The organism is Mixta calida (genome assembly GCF_002953215.1).
GTDB classification, from domain to species: domain Bacteria; phylum Pseudomonadota; class Gammaproteobacteria; order Enterobacterales; family Enterobacteriaceae; genus Mixta; species Mixta calida.
This window is the reverse complement of record NZ_CP026378.1, coordinates 557,786-584,039: the sequence shown is the minus strand read 5'-3', so window position 1 is coordinate 584,039 and position 26,254 is coordinate 557,786. Positions and strand designations below refer to the sequence as shown.

The 26,254-nt window shown below is 54.7% G+C and carries 30 protein-coding genes and 1 pseudogene; 17 read left to right on the top strand and 14 right to left on the bottom strand.

Going from position 1 to position 26,254, the window contains the following annotated elements:
• Positions 1–17: 17 nt before the first annotated feature.
• The gene (gene rlmE, locus C2E16_RS02760) at positions 18–647 is read right to left on the bottom strand and encodes a 23S rRNA (uridine(2552)-2'-O)-methyltransferase RlmE (RefSeq protein WP_038628759.1); all 630 of its coding nucleotides are present in this window, start codon (positions 645–647) and stop codon (positions 18–20) included.
• 125 nt (positions 648–772) lie between these two features.
• Between rlmE and yhbY the strand changes: the two genes are divergently transcribed.
• Positions 773–1,066 carry a ribosome assembly RNA-binding protein YhbY gene (gene yhbY / locus C2E16_RS02755; protein ID WP_038628761.1) on the top strand — a complete coding sequence of 98 codons (294 nt, stop codon included), beginning with the start codon at positions 773–775 and terminating at the stop codon, positions 1,064–1,066.
• Positions 1,067–1,188: 122 nt separating this feature from the next.
• On the opposite strand, the gene greA is transcribed toward yhbY, so the two are convergent.
• The gene (gene greA, locus C2E16_RS02750; protein ID WP_038628763.1) at positions 1,189–1,665 is read right to left on the bottom strand and encodes a transcription elongation factor GreA; all 477 of its coding nucleotides are present in this window, start codon (positions 1,663–1,665) and stop codon (positions 1,189–1,191) included.
• Between the two features lie 249 nt (positions 1,666–1,914).
• Between greA and dacB the strand changes: the two genes are divergently transcribed.
• From dacB to pmrB, 3 genes are read left to right on the top strand one after another with little or no spacing between them, the layout of a single operon-like run.
• The gene (gene dacB / locus C2E16_RS02745) at positions 1,915–3,348 is read left to right on the top strand and encodes a serine-type D-Ala-D-Ala carboxypeptidase (protein WP_084969950.1); all 1,434 of its coding nucleotides are present in this window, start codon (positions 1,915–1,917) and stop codon (positions 3,346–3,348) included.
• Positions 3,349–3,353: 5 nt separating this feature from the next.
• On the top strand, positions 3,354–4,016 hold the full coding sequence (gene pmrA, locus C2E16_RS02740) for a two-component system response regulator PmrA (RefSeq protein ID WP_084969944.1): 663 nt from the start codon (positions 3,354–3,356) through the stop codon (positions 4,014–4,016).
• The gene (pmrB, locus tag C2E16_RS02735; protein WP_084969945.1) at positions 4,013–5,068 is read left to right on the top strand and encodes a two-component system sensor histidine kinase PmrB; all 1,056 of its coding nucleotides are present in this window, start codon (positions 4,013–4,015) and stop codon (positions 5,066–5,068) included. Before pmrA ends, pmrB begins: the two co-directional genes overlap by 4 nt.
• A gap of 193 nt (positions 5,069–5,261) precedes the next feature.
• Here the strand turns inward: pmrB and cgtA are convergent, their stop codons facing one another.
• The 3 genes from cgtA to rplU all read right to left on the bottom strand — a co-directional run bounded on the left by cgtA (position 5,262) and on the right by rplU (position 7,227).
• The gene (gene cgtA, locus C2E16_RS02730; protein WP_038628769.1) at positions 5,262–6,434 is read right to left on the bottom strand and encodes an Obg family GTPase CgtA; all 1,173 of its coding nucleotides are present in this window, start codon (positions 6,432–6,434) and stop codon (positions 5,262–5,264) included.
• A gap of 208 nt (positions 6,435–6,642) precedes the next feature.
• Positions 6,643–6,900, bottom strand: coding sequence for a 50S ribosomal protein L27 (gene rpmA, locus C2E16_RS02725; protein WP_038628771.1), 258 nt, complete (start codon positions 6,898–6,900; stop codon positions 6,643–6,645).
• A 15-nt stretch (positions 6,901–6,915) separates the two neighbouring features.
• Positions 6,916–7,227, bottom strand: coding sequence for a 50S ribosomal protein L21 (gene rplU, locus C2E16_RS02720; protein WP_038628773.1), 312 nt, complete (start codon positions 7,225–7,227; stop codon positions 6,916–6,918).
• A gap of 258 nt (positions 7,228–7,485) precedes the next feature.
• Here rplU and ispB point away from each other — a divergent pair, with 258 nt between their 5' ends.
• Positions 7,486–8,457 (top strand): octaprenyl diphosphate synthase, encoded by a 972-nt coding sequence (ispB, locus tag C2E16_RS02715; protein ID WP_038628775.1) that lies wholly within the window; start codon positions 7,486–7,488, stop codon positions 8,455–8,457.
• Between the two features lie 362 nt (positions 8,458–8,819).
• On the top strand, positions 8,820–9,086 hold the full coding sequence (locus C2E16_RS02710) for a helix-turn-helix domain-containing protein (protein ID WP_038630163.1): 267 nt from the start codon (positions 8,820–8,822) through the stop codon (positions 9,084–9,086).
• 75 nt (positions 9,087–9,161) lie between these two features.
• Here the strand turns inward: C2E16_RS02710 and murA are convergent, their stop codons facing one another.
• The 7 genes from murA to mlaF form a co-directional block, all read right to left on the bottom strand.
• Positions 9,162–10,421 (bottom strand): UDP-N-acetylglucosamine 1-carboxyvinyltransferase, encoded by a 1,260-nt coding sequence (murA, locus tag C2E16_RS02705; protein ID WP_084969946.1) that lies wholly within the window; start codon positions 10,419–10,421, stop codon positions 9,162–9,164.
• Positions 10,422–10,489: 68 nt separating this feature from the next.
• Positions 10,490–10,744, bottom strand: coding sequence for a BolA family iron metabolism protein IbaG (ibaG, locus tag C2E16_RS02700; protein ID WP_038628779.1), 255 nt, complete (start codon positions 10,742–10,744; stop codon positions 10,490–10,492).
• A gap of 117 nt (positions 10,745–10,861) precedes the next feature.
• The gene (gene mlaB / locus C2E16_RS02695; protein WP_038628781.1) at positions 10,862–11,167 is read right to left on the bottom strand and encodes a lipid asymmetry maintenance protein MlaB; all 306 of its coding nucleotides are present in this window, start codon (positions 11,165–11,167) and stop codon (positions 10,862–10,864) included.
• Positions 11,160–11,798, bottom strand: a complete 639-nt coding sequence (mlaC, locus tag C2E16_RS02690; protein WP_084969947.1) for a phospholipid-binding protein MlaC — start codon at positions 11,796–11,798, stop codon at positions 11,160–11,162. The genes mlaB and mlaC overlap by 8 nt, the downstream gene beginning before the upstream one ends.
• A 12-nt stretch (positions 11,799–11,810) precedes the next feature.
• Positions 11,811–12,359, bottom strand: a complete 549-nt coding sequence (mlaD, locus tag C2E16_RS02685; protein WP_038628785.1) for an outer membrane lipid asymmetry maintenance protein MlaD — start codon at positions 12,357–12,359, stop codon at positions 11,811–11,813.
• A gap of 4 nt (positions 12,360–12,363) precedes the next feature.
• Positions 12,364–13,146, bottom strand: coding sequence for a lipid asymmetry maintenance ABC transporter permease subunit MlaE (gene mlaE, locus C2E16_RS02680; RefSeq protein WP_038628786.1), 783 nt, complete (start codon positions 13,144–13,146; stop codon positions 12,364–12,366).
• A gap of 4 nt (positions 13,147–13,150) precedes the next feature.
• Positions 13,151–13,966 (bottom strand): phospholipid ABC transporter ATP-binding protein MlaF, encoded by an 816-nt coding sequence (gene mlaF / locus C2E16_RS02675; RefSeq protein ID WP_038630164.1) that lies wholly within the window; start codon positions 13,964–13,966, stop codon positions 13,151–13,153.
• A gap of 227 nt (positions 13,967–14,193) precedes the next feature.
• Between mlaF and C2E16_RS02670 the strand changes: the two are divergent.
• The 11 genes and pseudogenes from C2E16_RS02670 to npr all read left to right on the top strand — a co-directional run bounded on the left by C2E16_RS02670 (position 14,194) and on the right by npr (position 22,239).
• A pseudogene (locus C2E16_RS02670) lies at positions 14,194–15,173 on the top strand (calcium/sodium antiporter).
• Between the two features lie 13 nt (positions 15,174–15,186).
• Positions 15,187–16,173, top strand: a complete 987-nt coding sequence (gene kdsD, locus C2E16_RS02665; RefSeq protein ID WP_038628789.1) for an arabinose-5-phosphate isomerase KdsD — start codon at positions 15,187–15,189, stop codon at positions 16,171–16,173.
• Positions 16,174–16,189: 16 nt separating this feature from the next.
• Positions 16,190–16,756 (top strand): 3-deoxy-manno-octulosonate-8-phosphatase KdsC, encoded by a 567-nt coding sequence (kdsC, locus tag C2E16_RS02660; protein ID WP_038628791.1) that lies wholly within the window; start codon positions 16,190–16,192, stop codon positions 16,754–16,756.
• On the top strand, positions 16,753–17,328 hold the full coding sequence (gene lptC, locus C2E16_RS02655) for an LPS export ABC transporter periplasmic protein LptC (RefSeq protein WP_038628792.1): 576 nt from the start codon (positions 16,753–16,755) through the stop codon (positions 17,326–17,328). The genes kdsC and lptC overlap by 4 nt, the downstream gene beginning before the upstream one ends.
• Entirely contained in the window at positions 17,309–17,851 is a 543-nt protein-coding gene (gene lptA, locus C2E16_RS02650) for a lipopolysaccharide ABC transporter substrate-binding protein LptA (RefSeq protein ID WP_409365939.1), read from the top strand. Before lptC ends, lptA begins: the two co-directional genes overlap by 20 nt.
• A gap of 5 nt (positions 17,852–17,856) precedes the next feature.
• Positions 17,857–18,582, top strand: coding sequence for an LPS export ABC transporter ATP-binding protein (gene lptB, locus C2E16_RS02645; RefSeq protein WP_038628795.1), 726 nt, complete (start codon positions 17,857–17,859; stop codon positions 18,580–18,582).
• A gap of 48 nt (positions 18,583–18,630) precedes the next feature.
• Positions 18,631–20,067, top strand: a complete 1,437-nt coding sequence (gene rpoN / locus C2E16_RS02640) for an RNA polymerase factor sigma-54 (protein ID WP_104951406.1) — start codon at positions 18,631–18,633, stop codon at positions 20,065–20,067.
• A 23-nt stretch (positions 20,068–20,090) separates the two neighbouring features.
• Complete coding sequence (hpf, locus tag C2E16_RS02635; protein ID WP_038628798.1) at positions 20,091–20,378, top strand: ribosome hibernation promoting factor; 288 nt, start codon at positions 20,091–20,093, stop codon at positions 20,376–20,378.
• A 181-nt stretch (positions 20,379–20,559) separates the two neighbouring features.
• Positions 20,560–21,042 (top strand): PTS IIA-like nitrogen regulatory protein PtsN, encoded by a 483-nt coding sequence (gene ptsN, locus C2E16_RS02630; protein ID WP_174705326.1) that lies wholly within the window; start codon positions 20,560–20,562, stop codon positions 21,040–21,042.
• Positions 21,043–21,115: 73 nt separating this feature from the next.
• On the top strand, positions 21,116–21,970 hold the full coding sequence (gene rapZ, locus C2E16_RS02625; protein WP_038628801.1) for an RNase adapter RapZ: 855 nt from the start codon (positions 21,116–21,118) through the stop codon (positions 21,968–21,970).
• A complete protein-coding gene (npr, locus tag C2E16_RS02620) occupies positions 21,967–22,239 on the top strand; it encodes a PTS phosphocarrier protein NPr (protein WP_038628803.1) in 273 nt (90 codons plus the stop codon). Before rapZ ends, npr begins: the two co-directional genes overlap by 4 nt.
• A 4-nt stretch (positions 22,240–22,243) precedes the next feature.
• Here npr and mtgA read toward each other — a convergent pair whose 3' ends face one another.
• A complete protein-coding gene (mtgA, locus tag C2E16_RS02615; protein WP_084969951.1) occupies positions 22,244–22,960 on the bottom strand; it encodes a monofunctional biosynthetic peptidoglycan transglycosylase in 717 nt (238 codons plus the stop codon).
• An 879-nt stretch (positions 22,961–23,839) separates the two neighbouring features.
• Complete coding sequence (arcB, locus tag C2E16_RS02610) at positions 23,840–26,179, bottom strand: aerobic respiration two-component sensor histidine kinase ArcB (RefSeq protein WP_104951405.1); 2,340 nt, start codon at positions 26,177–26,179, stop codon at positions 23,840–23,842.
• Between the last annotated feature and the right edge of the window lie 75 nt (positions 26,180–26,254).

Here is a 26,254-nt window from a genome sequence, read left to right as displayed (position 1 = left end):
ACAGACAGCGTAGGGTACTATAGTTTGCGCCCTGTCGCTACAATGTACACTTCGCGTGAACGTGACCGCGAAGCGTCCGGCTTACGAATTTTCACTTTCGTAAACAGGGAGCGAATTTCCCGCAGGTATTCATCGAAGCCATCTCCCTGAAATACTTTCACTACAAAGCTGCCACCGGGTGCCAGAATATCGCGACACATTTCCAGCGCCAGCTCAACCAGATACATCGACCGGGGAATATCCACAGCGGGGGTGCCGCTCATGTTGGGCGCCATATCGGACATGACAACCTGAACTTTCTCTTCGCCGACGCGTTCCAGCAGCGCCTTCACTACCGATTCTTCACGAAAATCGCCCTGAAGGAAATCGACACCAACGATAGGATCCATAGGCAGAATGTCACAGGCAATGATACGCCCTTTCGAACCGATTTGGGTTGCGACATACTGTGACCATCCGCCGGGGGCGGCGCCGAGATCAACTACCGTCATGCCGGGCTTAAACAGCTTATCGCCCTGCTGTATTTCATCAAGTTTAAACCAGGCGCGCGAACGCAACCCTTTTTTCTGTGCCTGTTGCACATATTTATCGCTAAAGTGTTCCTGAAGCCAGCGGCTGGAACTGGCTGAACGCTTTTTACCTGTCATACTTTTTCCAACTATTCTTCATCGTAGCGATAAATAACCAAACTGACGGCTGTCGCGTTTGGTGATATACCAGAGATGGCGGTAGAATGTACCGTTTTCAATCCCAATGTAAGTAAAAATATACGATGAATCTGAGTACCAAACAAAAACAGCACCTGAAAGGTCTGGCGCACCCGCTGAAACCTGTCGTTATGCTGGGCAACAACGGCCTTACCGAAGGCGTGCTGGCCGAGATCGATCAGGCGCTTACGCATCACGAACTGATTAAGGTGAAGATCGCTACCGAAGATCGGGAAACGAAAAACCTGGTGGTGGAAGCCATTGTTCGCGAAACGGGAGCCTGTAACGTGCAGGTTATCGGCAAGACGCTGGTGCTGTACCGCCCGACAGAAGAACGTAAAATCTCCCTGCCGCGTTAATCGCGTTCGCTGATGACTCAGCCGGAAGAAATTGCCACGCTCCTGCACTGGATAAAAGGCCGCGATGCGGCCTTTTTCCTTTCTTTACAATCATGCGACGCTTTAAAGCTGCGTTGCAGTGATTAAAGATATTCTACTTTCAGAATTTCATACTCGACGTCGCCGCCTGGCGTTTTGATCACCACCACGTCGTCCGCCTCTTTACCGATCAGTCCGCGCGCCATCGGCGAGTTCACGGAAATTAAATTCTGCTTATAGTCTGCCTCATCGTCGCCGACGATACGCCAGGTCGACTCTTCGTCAGTATCAAGATTCAGAACGGAAACTGTCGCGCCGAAAATCACGCGGCCATTGTTTGGCATTTTCGTTACGTCGATAACCTGCGCGTTAGACAGCTTGGCCTCGATCTCCTGAATACGCCCTTCACAAAAGCCCTGCTCTTCGCGTGCGGCATGATACTCGGCATTCTCTTTCAGATCGCCATGTTCACGCGCTTCCGCAATGGAGGCAATAATACGGGGGCGTCTGACGGTCTTCAGCTCTTCGAGTTCTTCACGCAGCTTCTCTGCGCCCCTTAACGTCATCGGAATCTGATTCATTTTAATACCTCGTCATCGGTCCTGTTTGCTTGTTGTCGTCCTGACCAGTGGTCGTCGGCCAGACGCGTTGTGCAACGCTACCGGCTGATTCGCAAACAAAAGAAACCTGACCCGGAGCAAGCTCCAGGTCAGGATTCAGGTTTGCATTTTGATACGTATTTTAACCCAGAGTTCCCTGTGGGTCATCGTTTACTTTCTACCGTGATGCACCGTAGTATGACGGCTTCACCCGTCAGTTACCGCGAGATTATGCGATTTTCACGACTTGTTACCGGACTAACCTGTGCGTTTATGCTGCAAGCTCACGCAGCACCTGTGGAAGAATACACACAATACTTACCGGATGGCGCAAACCTGGCGCTGATGGCACAAAAAGTGGGTTCATCAACGCCGCTGGTCGATTATCACAGTAAACAAATGGCTTTGCCAGCCAGCACCATGAAAGTAGTGACGGCGCTCGCAGCCCTGCTGGAGCTGGGCCCTGACTTTCGCTTTCGCACCACGCTGGAAACCCAGGGCAAAGTTGCCGACGGCACGCTGAAAGGCGATCTGGTCGCACGCTTCGCCGGCGATCCGACGCTGTCGCGTCAGGATTTGCGCAATATGGTGGCGGCGCTGACCAAACAGGGCATCACCCATATTCAGGGCAATCTGGTGATCGATACCTCGGTCTTCGCCAGCCACGACAAGGCGCCAGGCTGGCCATGGAATGATATCACGCAATGTTTTAGCGCACCGCCAGCCGCCGCCATCGTCGATAAGAACTGTTTCTCCGTTTCGCTTTATAGCGCCGAACGCCCTGACGACAACGCCTTTATCCGCGTCGCGTCTTACTATCCCGTCAATATGTTCAGCCAGGTGCGCACCTTAGCTAAGGGCTCGCCGGACGCGCCCTACTGTGAGCTGGACGTGGTGCCGGGCGAGCTGAACCGCTTTACGCTGACGGGCTGCATGACGCAACGCAGCGAGCCTCTGCCGCTGGCTTTTTCGATACAGGACGGCGCCGCCTGGGCGGGCGCGATTTTGAAAGCGATGCTGCATGACGCGGGTATTGACTATACCGGCCATCTTGTCCGCCAGACGCGCGTCACCGAACCTGGCGCCGTGCTGGCGGAAACGCAGTCCGCGCCGCTGCGCGACCTGCTGAAAACCATGCTGAAAAAATCGGACAATATGATTGCCGATACGGTGTTCCGTACTATCGGTCATCACTATTTTAACGTGCCGGGCACCTGGCGCGCAGGCTCCGACGCCGTGCGTCGCATTCTGCGTCAAAAGGCGAATATCGATCTGGGCAACAGCATTCAGGTCGACGGCTCCGGGCTGTCGCGTCACGATCTGATCGCCCCGGCGACCATGATGGAAGTGTTGCAATATATTGCGCAAAACGATCAGCAGCTAAACTTTATCTCGATGCTGCCGCTGGCAGGCTACGACGGCACGCTGCGTTATCGCGGCGGGCTGCATGAGGCGGGCGTCGACGGCAAAGTCTCCGCGAAAACCGGTTCGCTCTCCGGCGTCTATAATCTGGCTGGCTTTATCACTACCGCCAGCGGGCAGCGCGTCGCTTTCGTGCAGTTCCTCTCCGGTTACGCCGTGCCGCCTGAGGATAAGAAAATACGTCGGGTACCGCTGGTGCGCTTCGAAAGCCGTTTATATAAGGATCTCTATCAAAATAACTGAGACTGATGAAAATACTTATCGTAGAAGATGATGCGCTGTTGCAGGAGGGCGTCGCCCTTGCGCTGGGCGGCGAAGGCTATGTCACCGACTGTGCCGCTAAAGGCGCGCAGGCGGAGACGCTGCTGCACAGCGGGCAATACAGCCTCATCGTTCTCGATCTCGGCCTGCCGGATATGGACGGCGCGGCGTTGCTGCGGCGCTGGCGTCGGCAGGGCATCGATCTGCCTGTGCTGATCCTGACGGCGCGTGATGCGCTGGAGGATAGGGTCAGCGGACTGGATGCCGGCGCCGACGATTATCTGGTTAAGCCATTTGCCCTGGCGGAGTTGAAGGCGCGCGTGCGCGCGCTGATCCGTCGCTATCAGGGGCGCAGCGATAACCAAATTCAGCACGGCGATCTGACGTTGAATCTCGCCTCGCTTCAGGTTTCCGTCGAAAATCAGCCGATTGAAGTAACGCCGAAAGAGTTCGCGCTGCTGACGCGCCTGCTGATGCGTATTGGCCAGACGGTGCATCGCGAGACGCTGCAGCAGGATCTTTACAGCTGGCAGGATGATAACGGCTCCAACACGCTGGAAGTGCATATTCATAATCTGCGCCGCAAACTGGGCAAAGATCGCATTAAAACGGTGCGCGGCGTCGGCTACCGGTTGGAAGAACGTCAATGAACAGCATGCGTCGGCGGCTGCTGATGATGCTGGCGCTGATCCTGCTGACCTGTCAGCTAATGAGCGCGATCTGGCTCTGGCATGAGAGCCGGGAACAGATCGGCTTTCTGGTCAACGAAACGCTGACGGCGAAGTCGCGCAATCAACATGTCGAAAACGAAATTCGCGAAGCGATCGCCTCGCTGCTGCTGCCTTCGCTGGTGATGGTGGGCTTTACCCTTATTCTCTCTTTCTGGGCCATCAGCTGGATCATTCGCCCGTTGAACGCGCTACAGGCCAGCCTGGCCGAACGCTCCGCTGATAACCTCACTCCCCTGCCGACCTTTTCCGATATGGAGGAGATCGTGGCGGTGACGCGCGCGCTCAACCAGCTGCTGGCGCGTCTTAACCAGACGCTGCAACAGGAAAGATTATTCACCGCCGATGCGGCGCATGAACTGCGCACGCCGCTGGCGGGCCTGCGACTGCATCTGGAACTGCTGGCGCAACAGGAAATTAAGCAGGCGCCGATGCTGGTGGCGCGCGTCGACCAGCTGATGCATGTCATTGAGCAACTGCTGATGCTGTCGCGCGCCGGACAGGCGTTGGCCAGCGGGCATTATCAAACGCTGAGCTGGCAGCAGGATATTTTCGCTCCGTTACAGGACGAAATAGAAGAGATGATGAAGCAGCGCCAACAGCGTCTGGTCTGGCCGCAAGAGGATGGTCGGGTGCAGGGCGATGCCGTGTTGCTGCGCCTGATGCTGCGTAATTTGCTGGAGAATGCGTCGCGTTACAGCCCGGAAGCCTCTGCAATCACGCTACAGCTCCAGATCGAACAGGAAGGCAGCCTGCTGCGCGTGCTGGACGAGGGCGGTGGCATTGATGAAGAGACCGCGAGCGAGCTGACGCAGGCGTTTCATCGTCGCGATCGTCGCTACGGCGGCAGCGGGCTGGGATTAAATATTGTGCTGCGCATTTTACAGCTGCACGGCGGCAAGCTGCAGCTCAGCAATCGCCGCGATCGTTCCGGTCTGGATGCGCAATGCCGGTTGCCCGCCACCCTGAACTGAAGAAGCGGCGGCAAACAGAGTAAACAGCGCACTGAAAAGAAAAAGGAAATGACGATAAGGCGTGGTGTCCCCCAACGATAAATAATTAGGGGATGATAAACATTTTCTTTATCATCTGGCTATTTTTTGCTCTGGTAGTAAAAAATGGGCATAAAAAAGCCCGGCGTAACCGGGCTTATCGTTGAGCGGCCATTTAGCGCTGGTAGATGATTTCGACGCCTTCGTCGTCATCCTCATCCCAGTCGTCGTCCCACTCTTCGTCCACTTCTTCTTCCGCCTGCTCCAGCGCTTCACGGTGGTAGTCATCCCACATGAATTCTGCTTTCTCAGGTTTCTTCTCTTCCTCTTCCGCCTCTTTCGGATTGGCGATCAGGAAGGACATGACGTCCCAGCAAAGCGCGTTAACACCGGTCTGGCTGGCGGCAGAGATCAGGTAATATTTTTCTTCCCAGCCCAACGCTTCGACGATCGCTTTCGCGCGGGCTTCCGCCTCTTCCTGATCCAGCAGGTCGACCTTATTGAACACCAGCCAGCGCGGTTTGCGGTACAGTTTCTCACTGTATTTTTCCAGCTCGCCGAGGATAATGCGCGCGTTTTCCACCGGATCGGATTCGTCGATCGGCGCCAGATCGATCAGGTGCAACAGCACGCGGCAACGCTCAAGATGTTTCAGGAAGCGAATGCCCAGACCTGCGCCTTCAGCAGCCCCTTCAATCAGACCAGGGATGTCCGCTACCACAAAGCTTTTTTCGCTGTCCATGCGCACCACGCCAAGGCTTGGCACCAGGGTGGTAAACGGATAGTCGGCAACTTTTGGCTTTGCGGCGGAAACGGCGCGGATAAAGGTGGATTTACCGGCGTTAGGCAGGCCCAGCATGCCGACGTCCGCCAACAGCATCAGCTCCAGCTGCAGATCGCGTTTTTCGCCCGGCGTCCCCATCGTCTTTTGACGCGGCGTACGGTTAACGGACGATTTAAAACGGGTGTTGCCCAGGCCGTGCCAGCCGCCCTTCGCCACCATCAGCTTCTGCTCATGCCGCGTCAGGTCACCCAACGTTTCGCCGGTGCCCTGATCGATCACGCGCGTGCCGACCGGCACTTTAATCACGATATCTTTGCCGCGTTTGCCGGTACAGTCGCGGCTCTGACCGTTCTGTCCACGCTCGGCGCGGAACGATTTCTCGAAACGATAGTCGATCAGCGTGTTGAGGTTTTCGTCAGCCAGCAGGTAGACATCACCGCCGTCACCGCCGTCACCGCCGTCAGGGCCGCCTTTCGGGATATATTTTTCACGACGGAAGCTGACGCAACCATTACCGCCATCACCTGCGACAACCAGAATTGTCGCTTCATCAACAAACTTCATTTACCTTCTCCGTAAATCATTCACCTGGCGACCGGACATGCCGGTGCGGCTGTATTCCGCCGAGGCCATAAGCGATGACCCGTTGCGGAAAGGCTGTACGTAAAGTGTACAGCAAATCAGGCAAGCTCAAAATGTAAAAAGCCCCGCAATACTCTGCGGGGCTTTCATTCTCTGGCAGGCTGATTAATCAACCTGCAGCGCGACAACCTTACTCAGCAACGATGCTGACGTATTTACGGTTGTTCGGGCCTTTAACTTCGAATTTTACTTTACCGTTTGCAGTAGCAAACAGAGTATGGTCACGGCCAAGACCAACGTTGGTGCCTGCGTGGAATTTGGTGCCACGCTGACGAACGATGATGTTGCCAGCCAGTACTGATTCACCGCCAAAACGTTTTACGCCCAGGCGCTGTGCGTTAGAGTCGCGACCGTTACGTGTCGAGCCGCCAGCCTTTTTGTGTGCCATTTGTCAGATCTCCTCTCAGGCGCTGATGCCAGTGATTTTCACATCAGTGAACCACTGACGGTGGCCTTGCTGCTTACGGTGGTGTTTACGACGACGGAACTTAACGATCTTAATTTTGTCGCCACGACCATGAGCTACAACTTCTGCTTTGATCACGCCACCTGAAACCAGCGGTGCGCCGATAGTTACGTCGTCACCGTTTGCAATCATCAGAACCTGATCGAACTCAATAGTTTCGCCGGTTGCGATGTCCAGCTTTTCCAGGCGAACGGTTTGACCTTCGCTTACTCGGTGTTGTTTACCACCACTTTGGAAAACCGCGTACATATAAAACTCCGCTTCTGCGCTTGCCTTCTTCAATTGTCAGGCGGCGCGATAAAATATTCACAATAGGGCGCGAATTCTACGCAAAATTCCCTGGCTTGACAAGAGGACATAGCAAAGGATTGCAGAAAAAAAACGCAGCGCCATACTCAGGATTCAAGAGCCTCGTTTTTCAAGTACAATCTGTAATACATTACGTGGCACAGACATGGGCAAAGTCGCTTAACATGGCGCTGAACAGAGCAATAGCTGAACAGACTGATGAATTTAGAACAAATTAATGAATTAACCGCGCAAGACATGGCGGCCGTCAACGAGACCATTCTCTCACAGCTGAATTCAGATGTTTCGCTCATCAATCAGTTGGGTTACTACATCATCAGCGGCGGCGGAAAGCGTATTCGTCCGATGATCGCCATTCTTGCGGCGCGCGCTTTAGGGTATGAGGGGAATCAGCACGTCACTATCGCCGCGCTGATTGAATTCATTCATACCGCCACTCTGCTGCATGATGATGTCGTCGATGAATCGGATATGCGCCGCGGCAAAGCGACCGCCAATGCCGCTTTCGGCAACGCGGCCAGCGTGCTGGTAGGCGATTTTATCTATACCCGCGCCTTTCAGATGATGACCAGCCTGGGCTCGCTGCGCATTCTGGCGCTGATGTCGGAGGCGGTAAACGTCATCGCTGAAGGCGAGGTGCTGCAGCTGATGAACTGCAACGATCCCGACATCACCGAAGAAAGCTACATGCACGTCATTTACAGCAAGACGGCGCGCCTGTTTGAGGCGGCGGCGCAATCTTCTGGTATTCTCGCCGGCGGCAGCGCGACGCAGGAGCAGGCTTTGCAGGATTATGGCCGCTATATCGGCACCGCATTTCAGCTGATCGACGATCTTCTCGATTACAGCGCCGACGGCGAAACGCTGGGTAAAAATGTGGGCGACGATCTGAGCGAAGGCAAGCCGACGCTGCCGTTGCTGCATGCGATGCGCCACGGCAACGCGCAGCAGGCGGCGATGATTCGTGAAGCGATTGAGCAGGGAAATGGTCGCCATCTGCTGGATCCGGTTCTGGAAACGATGCGTCAGTGCGGATCGCTGGAGTGGACGCGCAGCCGCGCCGAAGAGGAAGCGGATAAAGCGATTGCCGCCCTGCAGGCGCTGCCTGAATCCCCCTGGCGCAGCGCGCTCGAAGCGCTGGCGCATATGGCCGTACAGCGCGATTCCTGATATATGACGGCGGGAGCTGACTCAGGCTCCCGTTTCTCTCCTTCGGTAATCTCTTCTCTTGCGTCGCTTTCCGCGCCGCTTTTAACCCATTCTGCTATCTGCCTTCCGCTTCACCGTTTGTGTTGCAGTCTTTATTAATCTTTTTGCGAAGAAAAACACATTTTGTCGGCCTCATTCAAAAATTACTGGAAACATATGGAGCCTGTTTGCTATAAAAACCCACTATAAATTGTTTAATAAGAAAAATATTGTGGGTTAACAACCTGATTAGCAAATCCTGTTTAACTTAAATTTTCTTAAAAAATCCGGTTGTTTCCATCAGGTGAAATAAGCATAGGGAGAAATGCGCTATGAAAAAGAATGTGAACCGTACAAAAAAGGACTGGCACACTGCCGATATCATCGCCGCCCTGCATAAAAAGGGAACCTCTCTGGCGGCCGTGTCGCGTAAAGCGGGACTAAGTTCATCAACGCTGGCTAATGCGCTTAATCGTCCCTGGCCGAAAGGCGAATGGCTGATTGCTGAAGCGCTTGCCGTTCATCCTGCAGAAATCTGGCCCAGCCGCTATTACGACCCCAAAACGAATAAGCTGCTGGATCGCAAGAATCTTATCCGCTCTCGTCCCTGACGCCAGTCCTAAAAAAAACAGCCCCCGCAAAGCGGAGGCTGTTGTTCAGCATGATTCCCGAAAGAATACGCGATTCTATTCGCCTTTGACGCGCTCGATGCTGGCGCCCATTGCGATAAGCTTATCTTCGATATGCTCATAGCCGCGATCGATATGGTAGATACGATCCACGATCGTAGTGCCTTCGGCAATGCAGCCCGCCAGCACCAGACTGGCCGAGGCGCGTAAATCGGTCGCCATGACCTGCGCGCCGGACAGTTTTTCAACGCCGTGACAGATCGCCGTATTGCTTTCAATTTCCGCATGCGCGCCCATACGGATCAGTTCCGGGATATGCATAAAACGGTTTTCGAAGATCGTCTCGGTAATGACGCCGGTGCCTTCCGCCACCAGGTTCAGCAGCGTAAACTGCGCCTGCATATCGGTAGGGAAACCAGGATGCGGCGCCGTGCGCACATTCACCGCCTTCGGACGTTTGCCGTGCATATCCAGGCTGATCCAGTCTTCGCCCGTCTCGATATCCGCGCCCGCGTCGCGCAGCTTCGCCAGTACCACATCCAGCGTATCGGGCTGCGTCTTATGACACACCACTTTGCCGCCAGAGATAGCCGCAGCCACCAGGAAGGTGCCCGTTTCGATACGATCCGGCAGCACGCGATAAACGCCGCCGCCCAGGCGCTCCACGCCTTCGATAGTAATGCGATCGCCGCCCGCGCCGGTGATTTTAGCGCCCAGGGTGTTCAGGAAGTTGGCGGTATCGACAATTTCAGGCTCGCGCGCGGCGTTTTCAATCACGGTGGTGCCGGTCGCCAACGTCGCGGCGGACATAATGGTCACCGTCGCGCCGACGCTCACCTTATCCATTACGATATGCGCGCCCTTCAGACGCCCATTAACCGACGCCTTAACGTAGCCCTCTTCCAGCTTGATTTCGGCGCCCAGCTGCTCAAGACCGGTAATATGCAGATCGACAGGGCGCGCGCCGATGGCGCAGCCGCCCGGCAGAGAAACCTGCCCCTGGCCGAAGCGCGCCACCAACGGCCCCAGCGCCCAAATGGACGCGCGCATGGTTTTCACCAGTTCATAAGGGGCGCAGTAAACATCGACCTTGCTGGCGTCCAGATGCACCGACCCATTGCGCTCCGCTTTGACACCCAGCTGACTCAGCAGCTTCATGGTGGTATCGATGTCCTTAAGTTTTGGGACATTCTGAATCTCTACCGGCTCTTCAGCCAGCAGAGCGGCGAACAGGATCGGCAGCGCGGCATTTTTGGCGCCGGATATGGTTACTTCACCACTCAGCCGGGTCGGACCCTGTACACGAAATTTATCCATTGCAACTGCTCTCTGTTGTCAATACTCAAAAGGCTGTTGAATCGCGGGCCGTGTGCCGCGTCAACAGCTTAGAAACCGTTTAGCTTACGATCCCGCGCCCACTCTTCAGGTGTGTAGGTTTTGATCGAAACAGCATGGATACGGTTATCGGCAATATATTCCATCAGCGGCGCATATACCGTCTGTTGCTTTTTCACACGGCTCAGCTCGGCAAAAATTTCGCCTACGGCAATAACCTGAAAGTGACTGCCGTCGCCGCTTACGTGGACCTCAGTTAAAGGCAGTGCGTTCATCAGCACTGTCTGAATTTCGCTATTTTCCATGATTTTTCTGGATTCGGTTGATGATAAACAGGCTGTTATATTAGTTGAAAGCGCATTTATCTTAAACAAGCAAAAAGCCCCTGACGATGCAGGGGCTTAGACGGCAATCCCGTTTGGTCAGACAGGATTATTAGCAGAAACAATGATCTGCTGTAAATTGTATAGCGTAATCAGGGAGTGTAATTTATCCGTGATGCCGCTAAAAACGGGGCGGGCTCCCTGCTGCTGCGCTATCTGGCGCAAATGCACCAGCAGCGCCAGTCCCGCAGAATCGACACGCTGCAGGCCAGAGACATCGATCGTCTCAATGTGCTGCATCACCTTTTCCCGTTGCTGCCACAGACCAATCAACGTTTCGCGATCGAGTTCGCCCTGCAGGAAAAGCGTTTTTGCCTCTACGTGCCAGCGCAGATCGTCAGCCATTGTTTTTCTGATCCAGCGTAATCGGCTGAGCCGCATAGTTTTTCAGCAGCTGCGTCAAACCATCAACGCCTTTGGTGCGCAGCGTGTCACTCCACTCATTTTGTTTGGTGGTAATCATGCTGATACCTTCTGCAATCATGTCATACGCCTGCCACTCGCCGGTGCGGCTGTTTTTACGCCACTGGAAATCCAGGCGCACGGGCGGACGGCCGTTAGGATCGATGATTGAGACGCGGATAGCGATAATGTTGGCATTGCCAAGCGGCTGCTCCGGGGCGATTTGGTAAGTCTGACCATGATAGAGCGCCAGCGCCTGGCCATACGCCTGCGCCAGGTAATCGCCGAACGCCTTGAAGTAGGCTTCGCGCTGCGCCGGCGTCGCTTCACGATAGTAACGGCCGAGCACCAGCGCGCCGGCATACTTGATCTGCACATAAGGCAGCAGTTCCTGACGCACGATTTCGCGCAGGTAGTTCGGATCCTGCTTGATTTTCGGCTGCTCATTTTTCAGACGGGTAAAAGTTTTTTGCGCCGCCTCGTTCATCAGCTTGTAGGGGTTGCTTTGGTCCGCCGCGTTTGCCGCCAGCGGTGCGATGACCAGCATAGCGACCATCAATAAACGTTTAAACATATCTATAGCCTCTTAAGGTTGGTCCGGGGTCGCAGGCGCCGGCTGCGCCGGCGCGTCCTGCTCCTGCTGCGTATTTTGGCTGTTCTGGCCGCCGTCGCCGCTCTTATACAAGAACTGACCGATAAGGTCTTCCAGCACCAGCGCCGATTTCGTGTCCTGCAGCGTGTCGCCGTCTTTCAGGATCGCCGTTCCCATATCAGGATCGTCGAAGCCGACGTTTAGCGCGAGATACTGCTCGCCCAGCAGCCCCTGGGTGCGGATTGCCAGCGAGCTGGTGTCGGGAAGATGGTTATATTTGTCTTCAATCGCCATCGTGACGCGCGGCGACAAGGTTTTCTCGTCCAACGAGATGTCCGTGACGCGGCCGATAACCACGCCGCCGATTTTCACCGGCGAACTGGTTTTCAGGCCGCCAATATTGTCAAAGGTCGCGTAAAGCTTCCATGTCGGTTCAGTGCCCAGCGATTTCACGTCCGCTACGCGCAGACAGAGAAACAGGATGGCGACCAGCGCCAGCAGCATAAACGCGCCTACCCAGATTTCACTTTTTTTGGTTTGCATTGCCTTAATTCCCAAACATCAGTGCCGTCAGCACAAAATCTAAACCGAGTACCGCCAGCGACGCGTGTACGACGGTGCGCGTCGTAGCCCGGCTAATCCCTTCAGAAGTCGGGATAGCGTCGTAGCCGTTAAACAGGGCGATCCAGGTCACCGTTATGGCGAATACTGCGCTTTTAATCAAACAGTTAAGTACATCGGTACGGAAATCCACCGCATTCTGCATCGCCGACCAGAAGAAACCGGGGTCGATGCCCTTCCAGCTGACGCCGACCAGAGCGCCGCCCCAGATGCCGACGGCGGTGAAAATCATCGCCAACAGCGGCATGCTGATAAAGCCCGCCCAGAAACGCGGCGAGATCACCCGACGCAGCGGATCGACCGCCATCATCTCCATGCTGGAAAGCTGCTCCGTGGCTTTCATCAAACCGATTTCCGCCGTCAGCGCCGATCCCGCGCGTCCGGCAAACAGCAGCGCAGTGACGACCGGCCCCAGCTCGCGCAGCAGCGAAAGCGCCACCAGCATGCCGAGGCTGGTTTCGGCGCTGTAAGTCGTCAGAACCAGATATCCCTGCAGGCCCAGCACCATGCCGATAAACAAGCCGGAAACAAGAATGATCAGCAGTGACATCACGCCGACGCTGTAAAGCTGTTTGATTAACAGCGGAGCATGCTTGCGAAACTCAGGTTTGCCCGCCAATGCATGGAACAACATCAGGCCGGCGCGGCCAAAAGAAGCGCAGGTGCGGATCCCTTGGCGTCCTAATGACGCCAGAGCATGTAAGAACATCAGTTTATTGACTCCCTGAGCCGGTAAGATCGGCAAAATAATCGCCGGCCGGATAGCGGAAAGGCACCGGCCCGTCAGCAATGCCGTCGATGAACTGACGCACGCGCGCATCGGGATTTTCCTGCAGCGCCTTCGTCGTTCCCTGGGCAATAATTTTTTGTCCGGCAACAATATAGGCGTAATCGGCAATGCTCAAGACCTCCGGCACATCATGCGAAACCACGATGCAGGTCATGCCCAGCGAATGGTTAAGCTCATCAATCAGCTTTACCAGCACGCCCATGGTAATCGGGTCCTGCCCGACAAAAGGTTCGTCGAACATAATCAGGTCAGGCTCCAGCGCAATAGCGCGCGCCAGCGCGGCGCGTCTGGCCATGCCGCCCGACAGTTCTGAAGGCATCAGCTTCGCCGCGCCGCGCAGTCCGACCGCCTCCAGCTTCATCATCACCGTGCTATGCAATAGCGGCGGCGGCAGGCGAGTGTGCTCACGCAGCGGCCAGGCGACATTTTCATATACATTCAAATCGGTAAACAGCGCGCCGGACTGAAAAAGCATGCTCATGCGCTTGCGCGTTTCATACAGCCGTGAGCGCGAAAGCGCGGGAATATTCTCGCCGTCGAACCAGATTTCTCCGGCATCCGGCTGCAACTGCCCGCCAATAAGACGCAGCAGGGTTGTTTTGCCGATGCCGGAAGGCCCCATGATGGCGGTGACTTTTCCTTTTGGCACCGTTAACGAGATATTGTCGAAAATGGTGCGGTTGCCACGCGAGAAACTCACGCCGTGGACCTCAACCAGATTCGTAGATGGCTGGTGCATTGCTACCTCTGTTACCCATTTCAGGCGATATAAATCAGCTATGTTAATCGCACTCTCCTGACGATAGCCGCGAGTTTTACAGAAACTTACCGCCTCGTCGTAGCGAAAACCGGCATAAGTTTTACTTTTTGCTCGCAGACGGTCAAAATCATCGCCATTCTTTTTGCGACGCCCGCACAATGACGAGCCAGGCAAGCCGACAAGTATAACCGATCCAAGGATTTTTCATGCTCTTAGCCACTGCACTGTTAGTTATCGGTTTAGTTTTACTGGTTTATGGAGCCGATCGTTTAGTGTTTAGTGCCGCTATTCTTTGCCGCTCGTTAGGCATCCCCCGATCATTATCGGCATGACCATTGTCGGCATCGGCACTTCGCTGCCGGAGCTGATTGTTTCCTTCACGGCGGCGACGTACGGGCAAATGGATATCGCCGTCGGCACGGCGATAGGATCTAACATCACCAATATTCTTCTGATCCTGGGCGGCGCGGCGTTGCTGCATCCGCTGACCGTGCATTCCATGCTGGTGCGACGCGAACTGCCGCTGATGCTGCTGGTCACGCTGCTGTGCGGCGTGATGCTATTCGATAATCAGCTTAGCCGGGGCGACGGCCTGGCGCTGATCGCCATCGCCTTTCTTTACCTGCTGTTTATTATTCGCATCGCCCGTCGCGCGGAAAGAGATAACAGCGACTCCCTGACGCGGGAACAGGTGGCCGAGCTGCCGCGAGACGACGCGGGCAATACCGTCGCTTTTCTCTGGCTGGCGGTCGCGCTGATTATTCTGCCGATGTCCACCCGCATGGTGATCGATAACGCGACGGTTATCGCCGACTACTTAGGCGTCAGTGAGCTGGTTATCGGCCTGACGATCATTTCGGTGGGCACCAGCCTGCCGGAGCTGGCTACCGTGATCGCCGGCGCATTAAAAGGCGAAGATGATATCGCCATCGGCAACCTTATCGGCTCGAACATTTATAATATGGCTATCGTGCTGGGCCTGCCGGCGCTGATACAACCCGGCGCGTTCGACAGCGCCGTTATTGAGCGCGACTACTGGGTTATGCTGGGCGTCAGCGCCCTGTTTACGCTTATCTGCCTGCAGCGTAGCCGTCGTATCGGCCGTCGCGCCGGCGCCGTGCTACTGGCCGGTTTTATCATCTGGGTAGCGGTGCTCTACCTGCAACCATTGAGTCTCAACGGATAAAGGACTGATATCAATGTCTCACCTTATGCTCGAACCAGGCTTTGATTTCCAACAGGCTGGTAAAGAAGTGCTTCATATTGAACGTCAGGGGCTGGAGCAGCTTGACCAATACATTAATGAAGATTTCACTTGTGCCTGCGAAAGAATTTTTTACTGCCAGGGAAAAGTGGTGGTAATGGGCATGGGCAAATCGGGACATATTGGTAAAAAAATGGCGGCGACCTTCGCCAGCACCGGCACGCCCGCCTTTTTCGTGCATCCGGCCGAGGCCAGCCATGGCGATCTCGGCATGGTCAGCGCCAACGATATCGTTATCGCAATCTCCAACTCCGGCGAGTCGAATGAGATCTTAGCGCTGATTCCGGTGCTGAAACGGCTTAAGGTCGAACTGATTTGCCTGACCGGGCGACCGGAGAGCACCATGGCGCGCGCCGCGGATATTCATCTCTGTGTTAAAGTGCCGCAGGAAGCCTGCCCGCTCGGCCTTGCGCCGACCTCCAGCACCACCGCGACGTTGGTGATGGGCGACGCGCTGGCGGTGGCGCTGCTTAAGGCGCGCGGCTTTACCGCCGAAGATTTTGCCCTTTCGCATCCGGGCGGCGCGTTGGGACGCAAGCTGTTGCTGCGCGTCAGTGATATCATGCACACCGGCGACGAAATCCCTCACGTGACGAAAGATGCCTCGCTGCGCGACGCGTTGCTGGAAATCACGCGTAAAAACCTTGGTATGACGGCGATCGTGGACGATCTGATGCAGATTCAGGGAATTTTTACCGACGGTGATTTACGCCGCGTCTTCGATATGGGCATCGATTTTCAACAGGCCGCTATCGCCAGCGTGATGACGCCGGGCGGCGTGCGGGTGCGTCCCGGCATGCTGGCGGTCGACGCGCTTAACCTGATGCAGAATAAGCATATCACCGCCGTTATGGTCGCCGACGGCGATCAGCTGATCGGCGTCGTGCATATGCATGACATGCTGCGCGCTGGCGTAGTATAACCAGATGGAAACGAGAATGACGCAAGAACTGGACGTCGTGGAGACCTGCTACGGCGCAGTAAGCCGGGACGTAATCAAGCGAGCAGAAGCGATTCGCCTGCTGATTTGCGATGTGGACGGCGTAATGTCCGATGGCCTGATCTATATGGGCAACAGCGGCGAAGAGCTGAAGGCATTCAACGTCCGCGACGGTTACGGCATCCGCTGCCTGCTAACCTCCGATATCGACGTCGCTATTATTACCGGGCGCCGTGCGAAACTGCTGGAGGATCGTTGTCAGACGCTGGGCATTACACATCTTTACCAGGGGCAGTCCGATAAGCTTTTGGCCTTCCGGGAACTTCTGGATAAACTGTCGCTACGCCCTGAGCAGGTCGCCTATATCGGCGACGATCTCATCGACTGGCCGGTGATGGCACAGGTGGGCCTGAGCGTGGCGGTGGCCGACGCGCATCCTCTACTGCTAGGGCGCGCCAGGTATGTAACCCGCATCGCCGGCGGACGCGGCGCGGTGCGTGAACTCTGCGATCTGATTTTGATCGCCCAGGATAAGTTTGATGACGCCAAAGGGCAATCGGTATGAGTAAAACCAGGCGTTGGATAACGTTACTGCTGGCATTGATCGCCATTATCTTGCTCGGCTGGAATCTCGCCGGCAATGATGAAAACCAGGGGCCGCAGGAAACCAATAATCAGGAACCGACCTATACCAGTGCAAACTCCAGCACCGTGGTCTATAACCCGGCAGGCAGTCTCAGCTACAAGTTGGTTTCGGATAAGGTGACCTATTTTTCGACCGATGAGATCAGCTGGTTCGATAATCCGCTGATGACCACCTATGACGAAAACAAGATCCCTGCCTGGTCAGTACGCGCGGATAAAGCCAAACTGACAAAAGACCGCATGCTTTATCTCTATGGTCACGTTGAAGTCAACAGCCTGACGAAAGACGCTCAGCTTGAGCGGATTAAAACCGATAATGCGCAGGTCAATCTGGTGACGCAGGATGTGCAGTCTGACGACCAGGTAACACTTTATGGCCGCGGCTTTAATTCTACTGGTATGAAAATGCGCGGTAATTTACGGACGAAAACGGCCGAGCTGATTGAAAAGGTCAAAACTAATTATGAAATCAATGCACAACAACAGCCTTAAGCTTCTGCTTATCACTACCCTGCTGGCCGCCAGCGTTCCGGCTCTGGCATTAACGGGCGACTCCGAAAAGCCCGTTAATATCGATTCCGCTAACCAGGCGCTGGATCTGCAAGGCAACGTCGCGACCTTTACCGGTAATGTGATCGTGACGCAGGGTTCGATCAAAATTACCGCCGATAAAGTCGTCGTAACGCGTCCTGGCGGCGACAGCAACAAAACCATCGTTGACGCTTACGGTACGCCGGCGACCTTTTATCAGCTGCAGGACGACGGCAAACCGGTAAAAGGTCATGCTCAGAAGATGCATTATGAGCTGGCGAAGGATTTTGTTGAACTGACGGGCAACGCCTATATCGAGCAGCTGGACAGCAATGTCAAAGGCGATCGTATCACCTATTTGGTGAAAGAGCAGAAAATGCAGGCGTTTAGCCAGGGCCAGAACAAGCGCGTGACAACCGTACTGGTGCCTTCGCAGCTGCAGGATAAATCCGGCGCCTCTAATGGCCAACAGAAGAGTAACTGATTCATATGGCAACACTACTCGCTGAAAATCTGGCGAAAGCCTATAAAGGCCGCCGCGTGGTGGAAGATGTCAGCCTGCAGGTTAAATCGGGCGAAATCGTCGGTCTGCTGGGACCAAACGGCGCGGGCAAAACCACCACCTTTTATATGGTTGTTGGCATTGTGCCGCGCGACGCCGGGCGCATCGTGATTGATGATGAAGACATCAGTATTTTACCGCTCCATGCCCGCGCCCGTCGCGGCATCGGCTACCTGCCGCAGGAAGCGTCGATATTCCGTCGCCTCAGCGTCTATGACAATCTGATGGCCGTGCTGCAGGTGCGCGACGATCTGACCACCGAACAGCGTCAGGATCGCGCAAACGAGCTGATGGAAGAATTCCATATTGAACATCTGCGCGACAGTCTCGGCCAGGCGCTCTCCGGCGGCGAACGGCGTCGTGTGGAAATTGCGCGCGCGCTGGCGGCGAACCCCAAATTCATCCTGTTGGATGAACCCTTCGCCGGCGTCGACCCGATCTCCGTTATCGATATCAAAAAGATTATCGAACACCTGCGTGACAGCGGTCTCGGCGTGCTGATCACCGACCATAACGTCCGTGAGACGCTGGCCGTTTGCGAACGCGCCTATATTGTGAGTCAGGGCCGTCTGATCGCCCATGGCACCCCGGAAGCGATTCTGGCCGATGAACAGGTGAAACGCGTCTATTTGGGTGAAGAGTTCAGACTCTGATATGGTGTCGGTTATGACAGTCTGCTATCAGGAAACGCTATTCTGAATATGAAGCAAGGTTTGCAACTCAGGCTCAGCCAACAGCTCGCCATGACGCCGCAGCTGCAGCAGGCTATTCGCCTGCTACAGCTCTCTACGCTGGAGCTCCAACAGGAGATTCAGCTGGCGCTGGAGAGCAACCCGTTGCTTGAGCAGACCGATAATGTCCATGAAGAGGTGGATTCCCGCGAGTATACCGAGAGTGAAACGCTCGATACGCGGGAGGCGCTGGAGCAGAAGGATATGCCGGAGGAGTTGCCGCTTGACGCCACCTGGGACGAGATCTACACCGCCGGCACGCCGTCCGGCACCGGTACCGACTATCGCGACGACGAACTGCCGGTCTACCAGGGTGAAACCACCCAGTCGCTGCAGGATTACCTGATGTGGCAGGTGGAGCTGACGCCGTTTACCGATACCGATCGCGCCATCGCCACCTCGATTGTCGATGCCATTGACGATACCGGCTATCTCACCGTCACGCTGGATGAAATCCGCGATAGCATGGGCGATGAAGAGGTGGCGCTGGATGAAGTCGAGGCGGTGCTGAAGCGCGTGCAGCGTTTCGATCCTGTTGGCGTTGGCGCCCGCGATCTGCGCGATTGCCTGCTGGTGCAGCTTTCGCAGTTCGCCAGCGATACGCCATGGCTGACGGAGGCGCAGCTGATTGTCAGCGAGCATCTCGATCTGCTGGCAAACCATGATTTCCGCAGTCTGATGCGCGTCACCCGCCTGAAAGAAGATGTATTGAAAGAGGCGATGGCGCTGATCCAGTCGCTCGATCCGCGACCAGGGCAGTCGGTAAACACCAGCGAACCGGAATATGTCATTCCCGACGTACTGGTGCGCAAAATCGGCAACCGCTGGACAGTAGAGCTCAACAGCGACAGCGTGCCGCGGCTGAATATCAACCAGCAATACGCGGCGCTGGGCAACTCAACGCGCAACGATAGCGACAGTCAGTTTATTCGCACCAATCTGCAGGAAGCGAAATGGCTGATTAAAAGCCTGGAAAGCCGGAACGATACGTTGCTGAAAGTCACGCGCTGTATCGTCGAGCAGCAGCAGGCCTTCTTTGAACAGGGAGAGGAGTTCATGCGCCCGATGGTGCTGGCAGATATCGCTCAGGCGGTCGACATGCATGAATCAACCATTTCCCGCGTAACGACGCAAAAATACCTGCACAGCCCGCGCGGTATTTTCGAACTGAAATATTTTTTCTCCAGCCACGTCAATACCGAGGGCGGCGGCGAAGCTTCCTCCACGGCGATCCGCGCGCTGGTGAAAAAACTCATCTCGGCGGAGAACCCCGCCAAACCGCTGAGCGACAGCAAGCTCACCTCTATGCTGTCCGAACAGGGCATTATGGTGGCGCGCCGCACCGTCGCAAAGTACCGAGAGTCTTTATCCATCCCGCCATCAAACCAGCGTAAACAGCTGGTTTGATACTCACTGAGAAGGAAGACGCTATGCAGCTCAATATTACCGGGCAACACATTGAAATCACGCCAGCTTTGCGCGAGTTTGTAAACACTAAGTTTGCCAAGCTGGAACAATATTCAGACCGGATAACCCAGGTCCACGTTGTGCTGAAGGTAGAGCGAGTGCAGCAGATAGCGGAAGCGACGCTGCACGTCAGCGGCGGCGAACTGCATGCGACTTCTGAGGCTAATGATATGTACGCGGCGATTGATGGCTTGATCGATAAGCTTTCTCGTCAGCTAACCCGGCATAAAGACAAGTTAAAACAACACTAACCTTCGCAAGGCGGAAGGAAGAACGGGCCGCTTGTAGTAATGCGGCACTATCGTGGGGCGATCTTTTTCGCCCCGTTTTTCCATTCACGCCACGCTGGCAAATTTTTACTGCTTTTCTCATCGTAAGACGCGTAAAGTAGCGCGATGCGCCAGTAAATGTGAACACGCAAGTGAAACTATGATGAACAACGAACTCTCACTGGAACTCAGCTCTGTACTTAACCTTGACTGTACCCGCAGCGGAGTGCATTGCCAGAGCAAAAAGCGGGCACTGGAAATCATCAGTGAACTGGCTGCCAAACAGCTTAATCTGCCGCACCAAACGGTGTTTGAAGCGATCCTGACGCGCGAGCGCATGGGCAGCACCGGCATCGGCAACGGCATCGCTATTCCGCACGGAAAGCTGGAAGAGGATACACTGCGTGCAGTAGGCGTATTTATCCGCCTCGATCAGCCAATCGGGTTCGATGCTATTGATAATCAACCGGTTGATCTGCTTTTTGCCTTGTTGGTACCGGCGGATCAATGTAAAACACATCTGCATACCCTTTCACTGGTGGCGAAACGGCTGGCCGACAAAACGGTATGCCGTCGTCTGCGGGCTGCGCAGAGTGATGAAGAGCTGTATGAGATCATTACCGCAGCGCCGGAAGAGAATCATTAATTACTACGCTTGCACTTTTGCCTGAACGGCGGGCTTGCGGCCCGTCGCGCAGGTTGAATGGGGAGACAACTTAATGGTGCTGATGATCGTCAGCGGTCGTTCAGGCTCAGGGAAATCTGTCGCGTTACGCGCGCTGGAAGATATGGGTTTTTACTGTGTGGACAACCTGCCGGTAACACTCCTGCCCGATCTGGCGAATTCGCTGGCTGCACGTAATATCTCGGCCGCCGTCAGTATAGATGTGCGTAATATGCCGGAGTCGCCGGATGTGCTGGAAAAGGCGCTGACCAGCCTGCCCGGCAGCTTTTCGCCGCAGCTGCTGTTCCTGGACGCGGACCGCAACACCTTAATCCGTCGCTACAGCGATACCCGCCGTTTGCATCCGCTCTCCAGCAAAAACCTGTCGCTGGAAAGCGCTATCGATGAAGAAAACGATCTTCTGGAGCCACTGCGATCGCGCGCCGATCTGATTGTCGATACGTCGGAAATGTCGGTGCATGAACTGGCGGAGATGCTGCGTACGCGTCTGCTCGGCAAGCGCGAGCGCGAACTCACGATGGTATTTGAATCTTTCGGTTTTAAGCATGGCATCCCTATCGACGCCGACTATGTTTTTGACGTGCGCTTTCTGCCTAACCCGCACTGGGACCCAAAGCTGCGTCCGATGACAGGCCTCGACAGACCCGTAGCGGCCTTTCTCGATCGTCACACTGAGGTGCATAACTTTATCTACCAGACGCGCAGCTATCTCGAATTATGGCTGCCGATGCTGGAAACCAATAATCGCAGTTATCTGACCGTCGCCATTGGCTGCACTGGCGGCAAACACCGTTCCGTCTATATTGCCGAACAGCTCGCCGACTATTTCCGTTCGCGCGGCAAGAATGTGCAATCCCGCCATCGCACGCTGGAAAAACGCAAATCATGACAGTCAGGCAAACCGTTGAAATTAAAAATAAGCTGGGCATGCATGCCCGCCCCGCGATGAAGCTGTTTGAACTGGTACAAAGTTTTGACGCTGAAGTGCTGCTGCGTAATGAGGCGGGCACCGAGGCGGAAGCCAGCAGCGTGATTGCGTTGCTGATGCTCGATTCGGCTAAAGGCGGCCACATTGAAATTGAAGCCACCGGCCCGCAGGAAGAGCAGGCGCTGGCGGCAGTCATTGAGCTGTTTGAAGCGGGCTTCGACGAAGAATAAGTCGTTACAGGCGGTGCTGCTGAATATATGTTGTGCCGCCCAGTTGACGCATCTGCCGCATGATCCATGCCTGCCGCTGACGCACATAGCCAGAAGGCGCATCCGCGCGGAAACGCAGCGGATTAGGCAGAACGGCGGCCAGCAGCGCCGCTTCTGTCATCGTCAGTCGGCTGGCGGGCTTATGAAAATAGCGCTGCGCCGCCGCCTCTACGCCAAATATGCCATCGCCAAACTCGGCGATATTCAGGTACACCGTCAGGATACGCCTTTTACTCCATACGCCTTCCAGTCCCAGCGTCAGCCCGGCCTCCAGCCCTTTACGCAGCCAACTACGGCCATCCCAAAGAAAGAGATTTTTCGCCGTTTGCTGTGAAAGCGTAGAGGCGCCGCGCATCCGTCCATTCTGCTTATCCAGCACCGACTCGATCGCCTCTACATCAAACCCCCAATGCTGAGGAAATTTTTGATCTTCTGCGGCGATGACTGCCAGCAGCATCCAGGGGGATATCTCCTCTCTCGACACCCAGTCAGAGTGCGCAACCCAGGAAAACTCCCCTTTAAGCCAGACGCCGACCTGCCGCTCCGCCATCACTGCTGAAAAAGGGACCGGCAAAAAAGCAAATAGTACGATCCCGGCCAGCCATAAGCCGACGATCGAAACGATCAGGCGCAGCAGCCAGCGTTTGCAAAAGCTTAACAGTTGTCCTTTACCGATACCCATACGATCCTGTCCAATCCGTTTTTTTTTCACTTATCAATTGCTCTCGTTACTGCCATGACTGGCCCTGAAGTTATTACGGTCGTGTAATGATAAAACAGCGCTTTTTGCGGCCAAATTTGCTGATTCAGAAATTCATATTTTGTTAATTTCTTCAAACATCAATAGGTTCCATGTCTTAGGAATCGGTTCCAAAGTTTAGACACCCTGCTGCTTTTACAGGAATTCAGCCTGAAGCCTTATGATTACCCATAAGGAAAAACATTTAAACCCCTTATGGAACGCCTGATAAGTGACCATGTTAACTAAAGAAAAGACAAAATAATTTCAAGTAAAGATGCTTTTCAGCGGACAATTTGACGTTTTTTAAACATGGATAATTAAGCGTTTTAACGCCCTGTCCTTACAGGCTGCGTTAAGCACTGAAATGAGCAGAGCTCACCCATAAGCTGAACTTTTTTGCGGCGCACCAGCGCACTTGTCATGAGAGCTATTTTTTTAAATTACAAGGCATTATGTAAAAGTGATGCTCATCAAGTGTAACGGGTAAAGCCAAAAAAAGCGTACCTGAATATTGACGCTGGACGATGAAAGTTTTTTGCAATGAAATCCTTTACAAAAGCTTAATTTGACGCCAATATAGGGCCTTAGTTAATTTCTTGCTTGACTGTGTCATTAAATTAATGTTTTCTGGGTGTCAACGCTGGCCTACATCACATATTTTAATGAATCTTTTAACAGATACTGTGAGATTTGCTAAGGTGTGTCAAAGCGTTACCCAATACCATGCTTGTGCCGCTTGTTAACTCTTCTAAGAATGGCTTGAGCAAACCTTTTCCCTGGTGTTGGCGCAGTATTCGCGCACCCCGGCACAAGCCGGGGTCATTTTTTTTCTGCTTCCTGCTTTTCAATCCATTCACGTAATATCGCCACATCGTGTCGCCATTCTTGCTTCAGCTCGTCGATCCACTCCTGTACGTTATCCCACCATGCAGGCAATTCCGGGCTCTGAATCTGTTTCGATAGCTGTTGCAAGTGCTGCAAGCCCACCGAGCCCGCAGCGCCTTTGATTTTATGCCCTTCTTCAGTAATGCCCTTTTGATCGCGCGCCATCATATTAGAATCCAGCACCGCCAGATAACCCGGCATCATCTGTTCAAACATATCCAGGCTACGGGTGATCAGCGACGGGCCGACCAGCTCGATATACTGTTCCAGCATCGGTAGATCGAGAAGCGCCAGCTTTTTGTCATCCATACGCTCAGGGACGTCAGCCACTGCGTCATCCTGATAGTCCCAGAATTTTTTAATCATCGCGGTTAACGCCGGCACCGCCAGCGGCTTGCTGAGAACATCATCCATGCCGGCTTCCAGATACTCTTTTTTGTCTTTCAGCACGTTCGCCGTCAATGCGACTAACGGCGGTAGCCGCTCCCCTTTAAAGCGCTGATGAATGGCGCGCGCCACGTCCAGCCCCGTCATATCGGGCAGTTGGATATCCAGCAGCACCAGGTCGAACTCATCGGGATCAAACATATCCAACGCCGCCTGGCCGGTCATCGCCACTTCTACACTGTTGCCCAGCTTCTCAAGTACCGAGCGCGCCACCACGACGTTCAGCTCAATATCTTCAACCAGCAGCACGTGTAGCGCAGGCAGCGGCATTTCGTCAGCCAGCTGCTCATCTTCTACCTCTTCCGCAACGCGCGGCGCATTCAGCGTAACCGTAAAGCAGGAGCCTTCTCCCGGCGCACTGCGTACGGTAATATCGCCGCCCATCGCCTGCGCCAGACGGCGTGAAACCGCCAGCCCGATACCAGTGCCGGTAGCGGGCTTGCCGCCATGCTGATCCTTCACCTGATAGTACATGGCAAAAATTTTATCCTGCTCATCAAGCGGGATGCCCATGCCCGAATCTTCTACTTCAAAACGCAGCTGCTCCCTTTCATAAGTGACGCGAACCACTATTTCGCCCTGCTGAGTAAATTTCACCGCATTGCCGATCAGGTTCCATAAAATCTGACGCAGGCGCGTGCCGTCGGCGATGATTTTATGCGGCAGCGGCAGATGAGGCTGCAGAACAAATTTCAGGCCTTTCGGCTGCGCCAGCAGGCCGGAGAGGTTTTCCAGATCGGCAAGAAAACCGGTGAAGTCGAGCGGCTGGTTATCAAGCTGCACTTTACGCCGCTCGATTTTGTCCATCTCAATAACATCATTAAAAATATTGCCCAGCGTTATCGCTGAGACATGAATGGTTTTGAGATATTTCAGCTGCTCCTGATTCAGATCGGTATCCAACAGAATCCGACTCAGCCCAACGATGCCGTTAAGCGGCGTGCGCAGCTCATGGCTGATAGTCGAGATAAAGGTCGTCTTCTCGCGGCTGGCGTTTTCCAGCGCGTCCTGATAGCGCTTACGCTCGGTAATGTCACGACCGAAGCCCATCAGGCCGCTGCGTTTACCGACGCGATCGTAATAGGGCACTTTGCGGATTTCAAAACAGGCTTTACGCCCGTCGGGATATTGCAGCCACTGTTCATAGGTCAGAGAAACGTTATGGCGGAAAACTTTCTCATCCGTTTCCAAAACCTTGGTCGCCGCCTCTTCATCATAAACTTCTTTCGGCGTCAGACCGATGAGCTGTTTTTCGCTTTTGCCGGTCAGCAGCTCCATCGCGCGGTTGCAGCCGGAAAATTGCTGATCGATATTGCGATAGAAAACGAGGTCCGGGGAAGCATCGAGAAAAGAGCGCAGGAAAGAGGATTGCTGTTCAAGTTCTATCTGCGCCTGCTCGCGCCGCGCCATTTCCTCTTTCAGTTTGTCCACCACCAGCAGACGCGCCTCTTCCGCTTTGATACGGTCGGCAATCTCCTGATTTAGCTGGCTGATGGTCTCTTTCATCTGCTGGTTTAGTTCCAGATCGCGCTTGCGCATCTCCTCCAGCTTATCCACCAGCCGCGCCAGCCGCTGACGCGACTCTTCCAGCTGTTCAACCACCACCGACAGAAAGTAAACCGCCCAGGGAGTGATCAACAGGCCGAAAAACACGGAACGCACCATATCAATGCTCTCTACATGGCCGCGCAGCAGCATGGTGACGGCCATCTGCACCACCATTGCCAGCACGACCAGCGCGGAAGCCAACAGCAAGGAAAAGCGGATTAACCCCAGCTTCACCATTAAATCGACATAATATTGCGCTAACAGACGAATTTGTTTCATATCAGTTTCCTTCCCGGTCTCATTTCCCATCATACCCCACTTTAGGGTCAGGGGGCGCGGCAGGCGTAAACTCAC

Coding starts and splice junctions, on each gene's coding strand:
- mlaD (WP_038628785.1), bottom strand. CDS start 12,359: ATGCAAACCAAAAAAAGTGAAATCTGGGTAGGCGCGTTTATGCTGCTG.
- lptA (WP_409365939.1), top strand. CDS start 17,309: ATGCACAACAACAGCCTTAAGCTTCTGCTTATCACTACCCTGCTGGCC.
- rpoN (WP_104951406.1), top strand. CDS start 18,631: ATGAAGCAAGGTTTGCAACTCAGGCTCAGCCAACAGCTCGCCATGACG.
- pmrB (WP_084969945.1), top strand. CDS start 4,013: ATGAACAGCATGCGTCGGCGGCTGCTGATGATGCTGGCGCTGATCCTG.
- rpmA (WP_038628771.1), bottom strand. CDS start 6,900: ATGGCACACAAAAAGGCTGGCGGCTCGACACGTAACGGTCGCGACTCT.
- mlaE (WP_038628786.1), bottom strand. CDS start 13,146: ATGTTCTTACATGCTCTGGCGTCATTAGGACGCCAAGGGATCCGCACC.
- pmrA (WP_084969944.1), top strand. CDS start 3,354: ATGAAAATACTTATCGTAGAAGATGATGCGCTGTTGCAGGAGGGCGTC.
- rapZ (WP_038628801.1), top strand. CDS start 21,116: ATGGTGCTGATGATCGTCAGCGGTCGTTCAGGCTCAGGGAAATCTGTC.
- mlaF (WP_038630164.1), bottom strand. CDS start 13,966: ATGCACCAGCCATCTACGAATCTGGTTGAGGTCCACGGCGTGAGTTTC.
- lptB (WP_038628795.1), top strand. CDS start 17,857: ATGGCAACACTACTCGCTGAAAATCTGGCGAAAGCCTATAAAGGCCGC.
- rplU (WP_038628773.1), bottom strand. CDS start 7,227: ATGTACGCGGTTTTCCAAAGTGGTGGTAAACAACACCGAGTAAGCGAA.
- npr (WP_038628803.1), top strand. CDS start 21,967: ATGACAGTCAGGCAAACCGTTGAAATTAAAAATAAGCTGGGCATGCAT.
- murA (WP_084969946.1), bottom strand. CDS start 10,421: ATGGATAAATTTCGTGTACAGGGTCCGACCCGGCTGAGTGGTGAAGTA.
- dacB (WP_084969950.1), top strand. CDS start 1,915: ATGCGATTTTCACGACTTGTTACCGGACTAACCTGTGCGTTTATGCTG.
- mlaB (WP_038628781.1), bottom strand. CDS start 11,167: ATGGCTGACGATCTGCGCTGGCACGTAGAGGCAAAAACGCTTTTCCTG.
- lptC (WP_038628792.1), top strand. CDS start 16,753: ATGAGTAAAACCAGGCGTTGGATAACGTTACTGCTGGCATTGATCGCC.
- kdsC (WP_038628791.1), top strand. CDS start 16,190: ATGACGCAAGAACTGGACGTCGTGGAGACCTGCTACGGCGCAGTAAGC.
- arcB (WP_104951405.1), bottom strand. CDS start 26,179: ATGAAACAAATTCGTCTGTTAGCGCAATATTATGTCGATTTAATGGTG.
- mlaC (WP_084969947.1), bottom strand. CDS start 11,798: ATGTTTAAACGTTTATTGATGGTCGCTATGCTGGTCATCGCACCGCTG.
- ptsN (WP_174705326.1), top strand. CDS start 20,560: ATGAACAACGAACTCTCACTGGAACTCAGCTCTGTACTTAACCTTGAC.
- cgtA (WP_038628769.1), bottom strand. CDS start 6,434: ATGAAGTTTGTTGATGAAGCGACAATTCTGGTTGTCGCAGGTGATGGC.
- greA (WP_038628763.1), bottom strand. CDS start 1,665: ATGAATCAGATTCCGATGACGTTAAGGGGCGCAGAGAAGCTGCGTGAA.
- ispB (WP_038628775.1), top strand. CDS start 7,486: ATGAATTTAGAACAAATTAATGAATTAACCGCGCAAGACATGGCGGCC.
- ibaG (WP_038628779.1), bottom strand. CDS start 10,744: ATGGAAAATAGCGAAATTCAGACAGTGCTGATGAACGCACTGCCTTTA.
- mtgA (WP_084969951.1), bottom strand. CDS start 22,960: ATGGGTATCGGTAAAGGACAACTGTTAAGCTTTTGCAAACGCTGGCTG.
- yhbY (WP_038628761.1), top strand. CDS start 773: ATGAATCTGAGTACCAAACAAAAACAGCACCTGAAAGGTCTGGCGCAC.
- rlmE (WP_038628759.1), bottom strand. CDS start 647: ATGACAGGTAAAAAGCGTTCAGCCAGTTCCAGCCGCTGGCTTCAGGAA.
- kdsD (WP_038628789.1), top strand. CDS start 15,187: ATGTCTCACCTTATGCTCGAACCAGGCTTTGATTTCCAACAGGCTGGT.
- hpf (WP_038628798.1), top strand. CDS start 20,091: ATGCAGCTCAATATTACCGGGCAACACATTGAAATCACGCCAGCTTTG.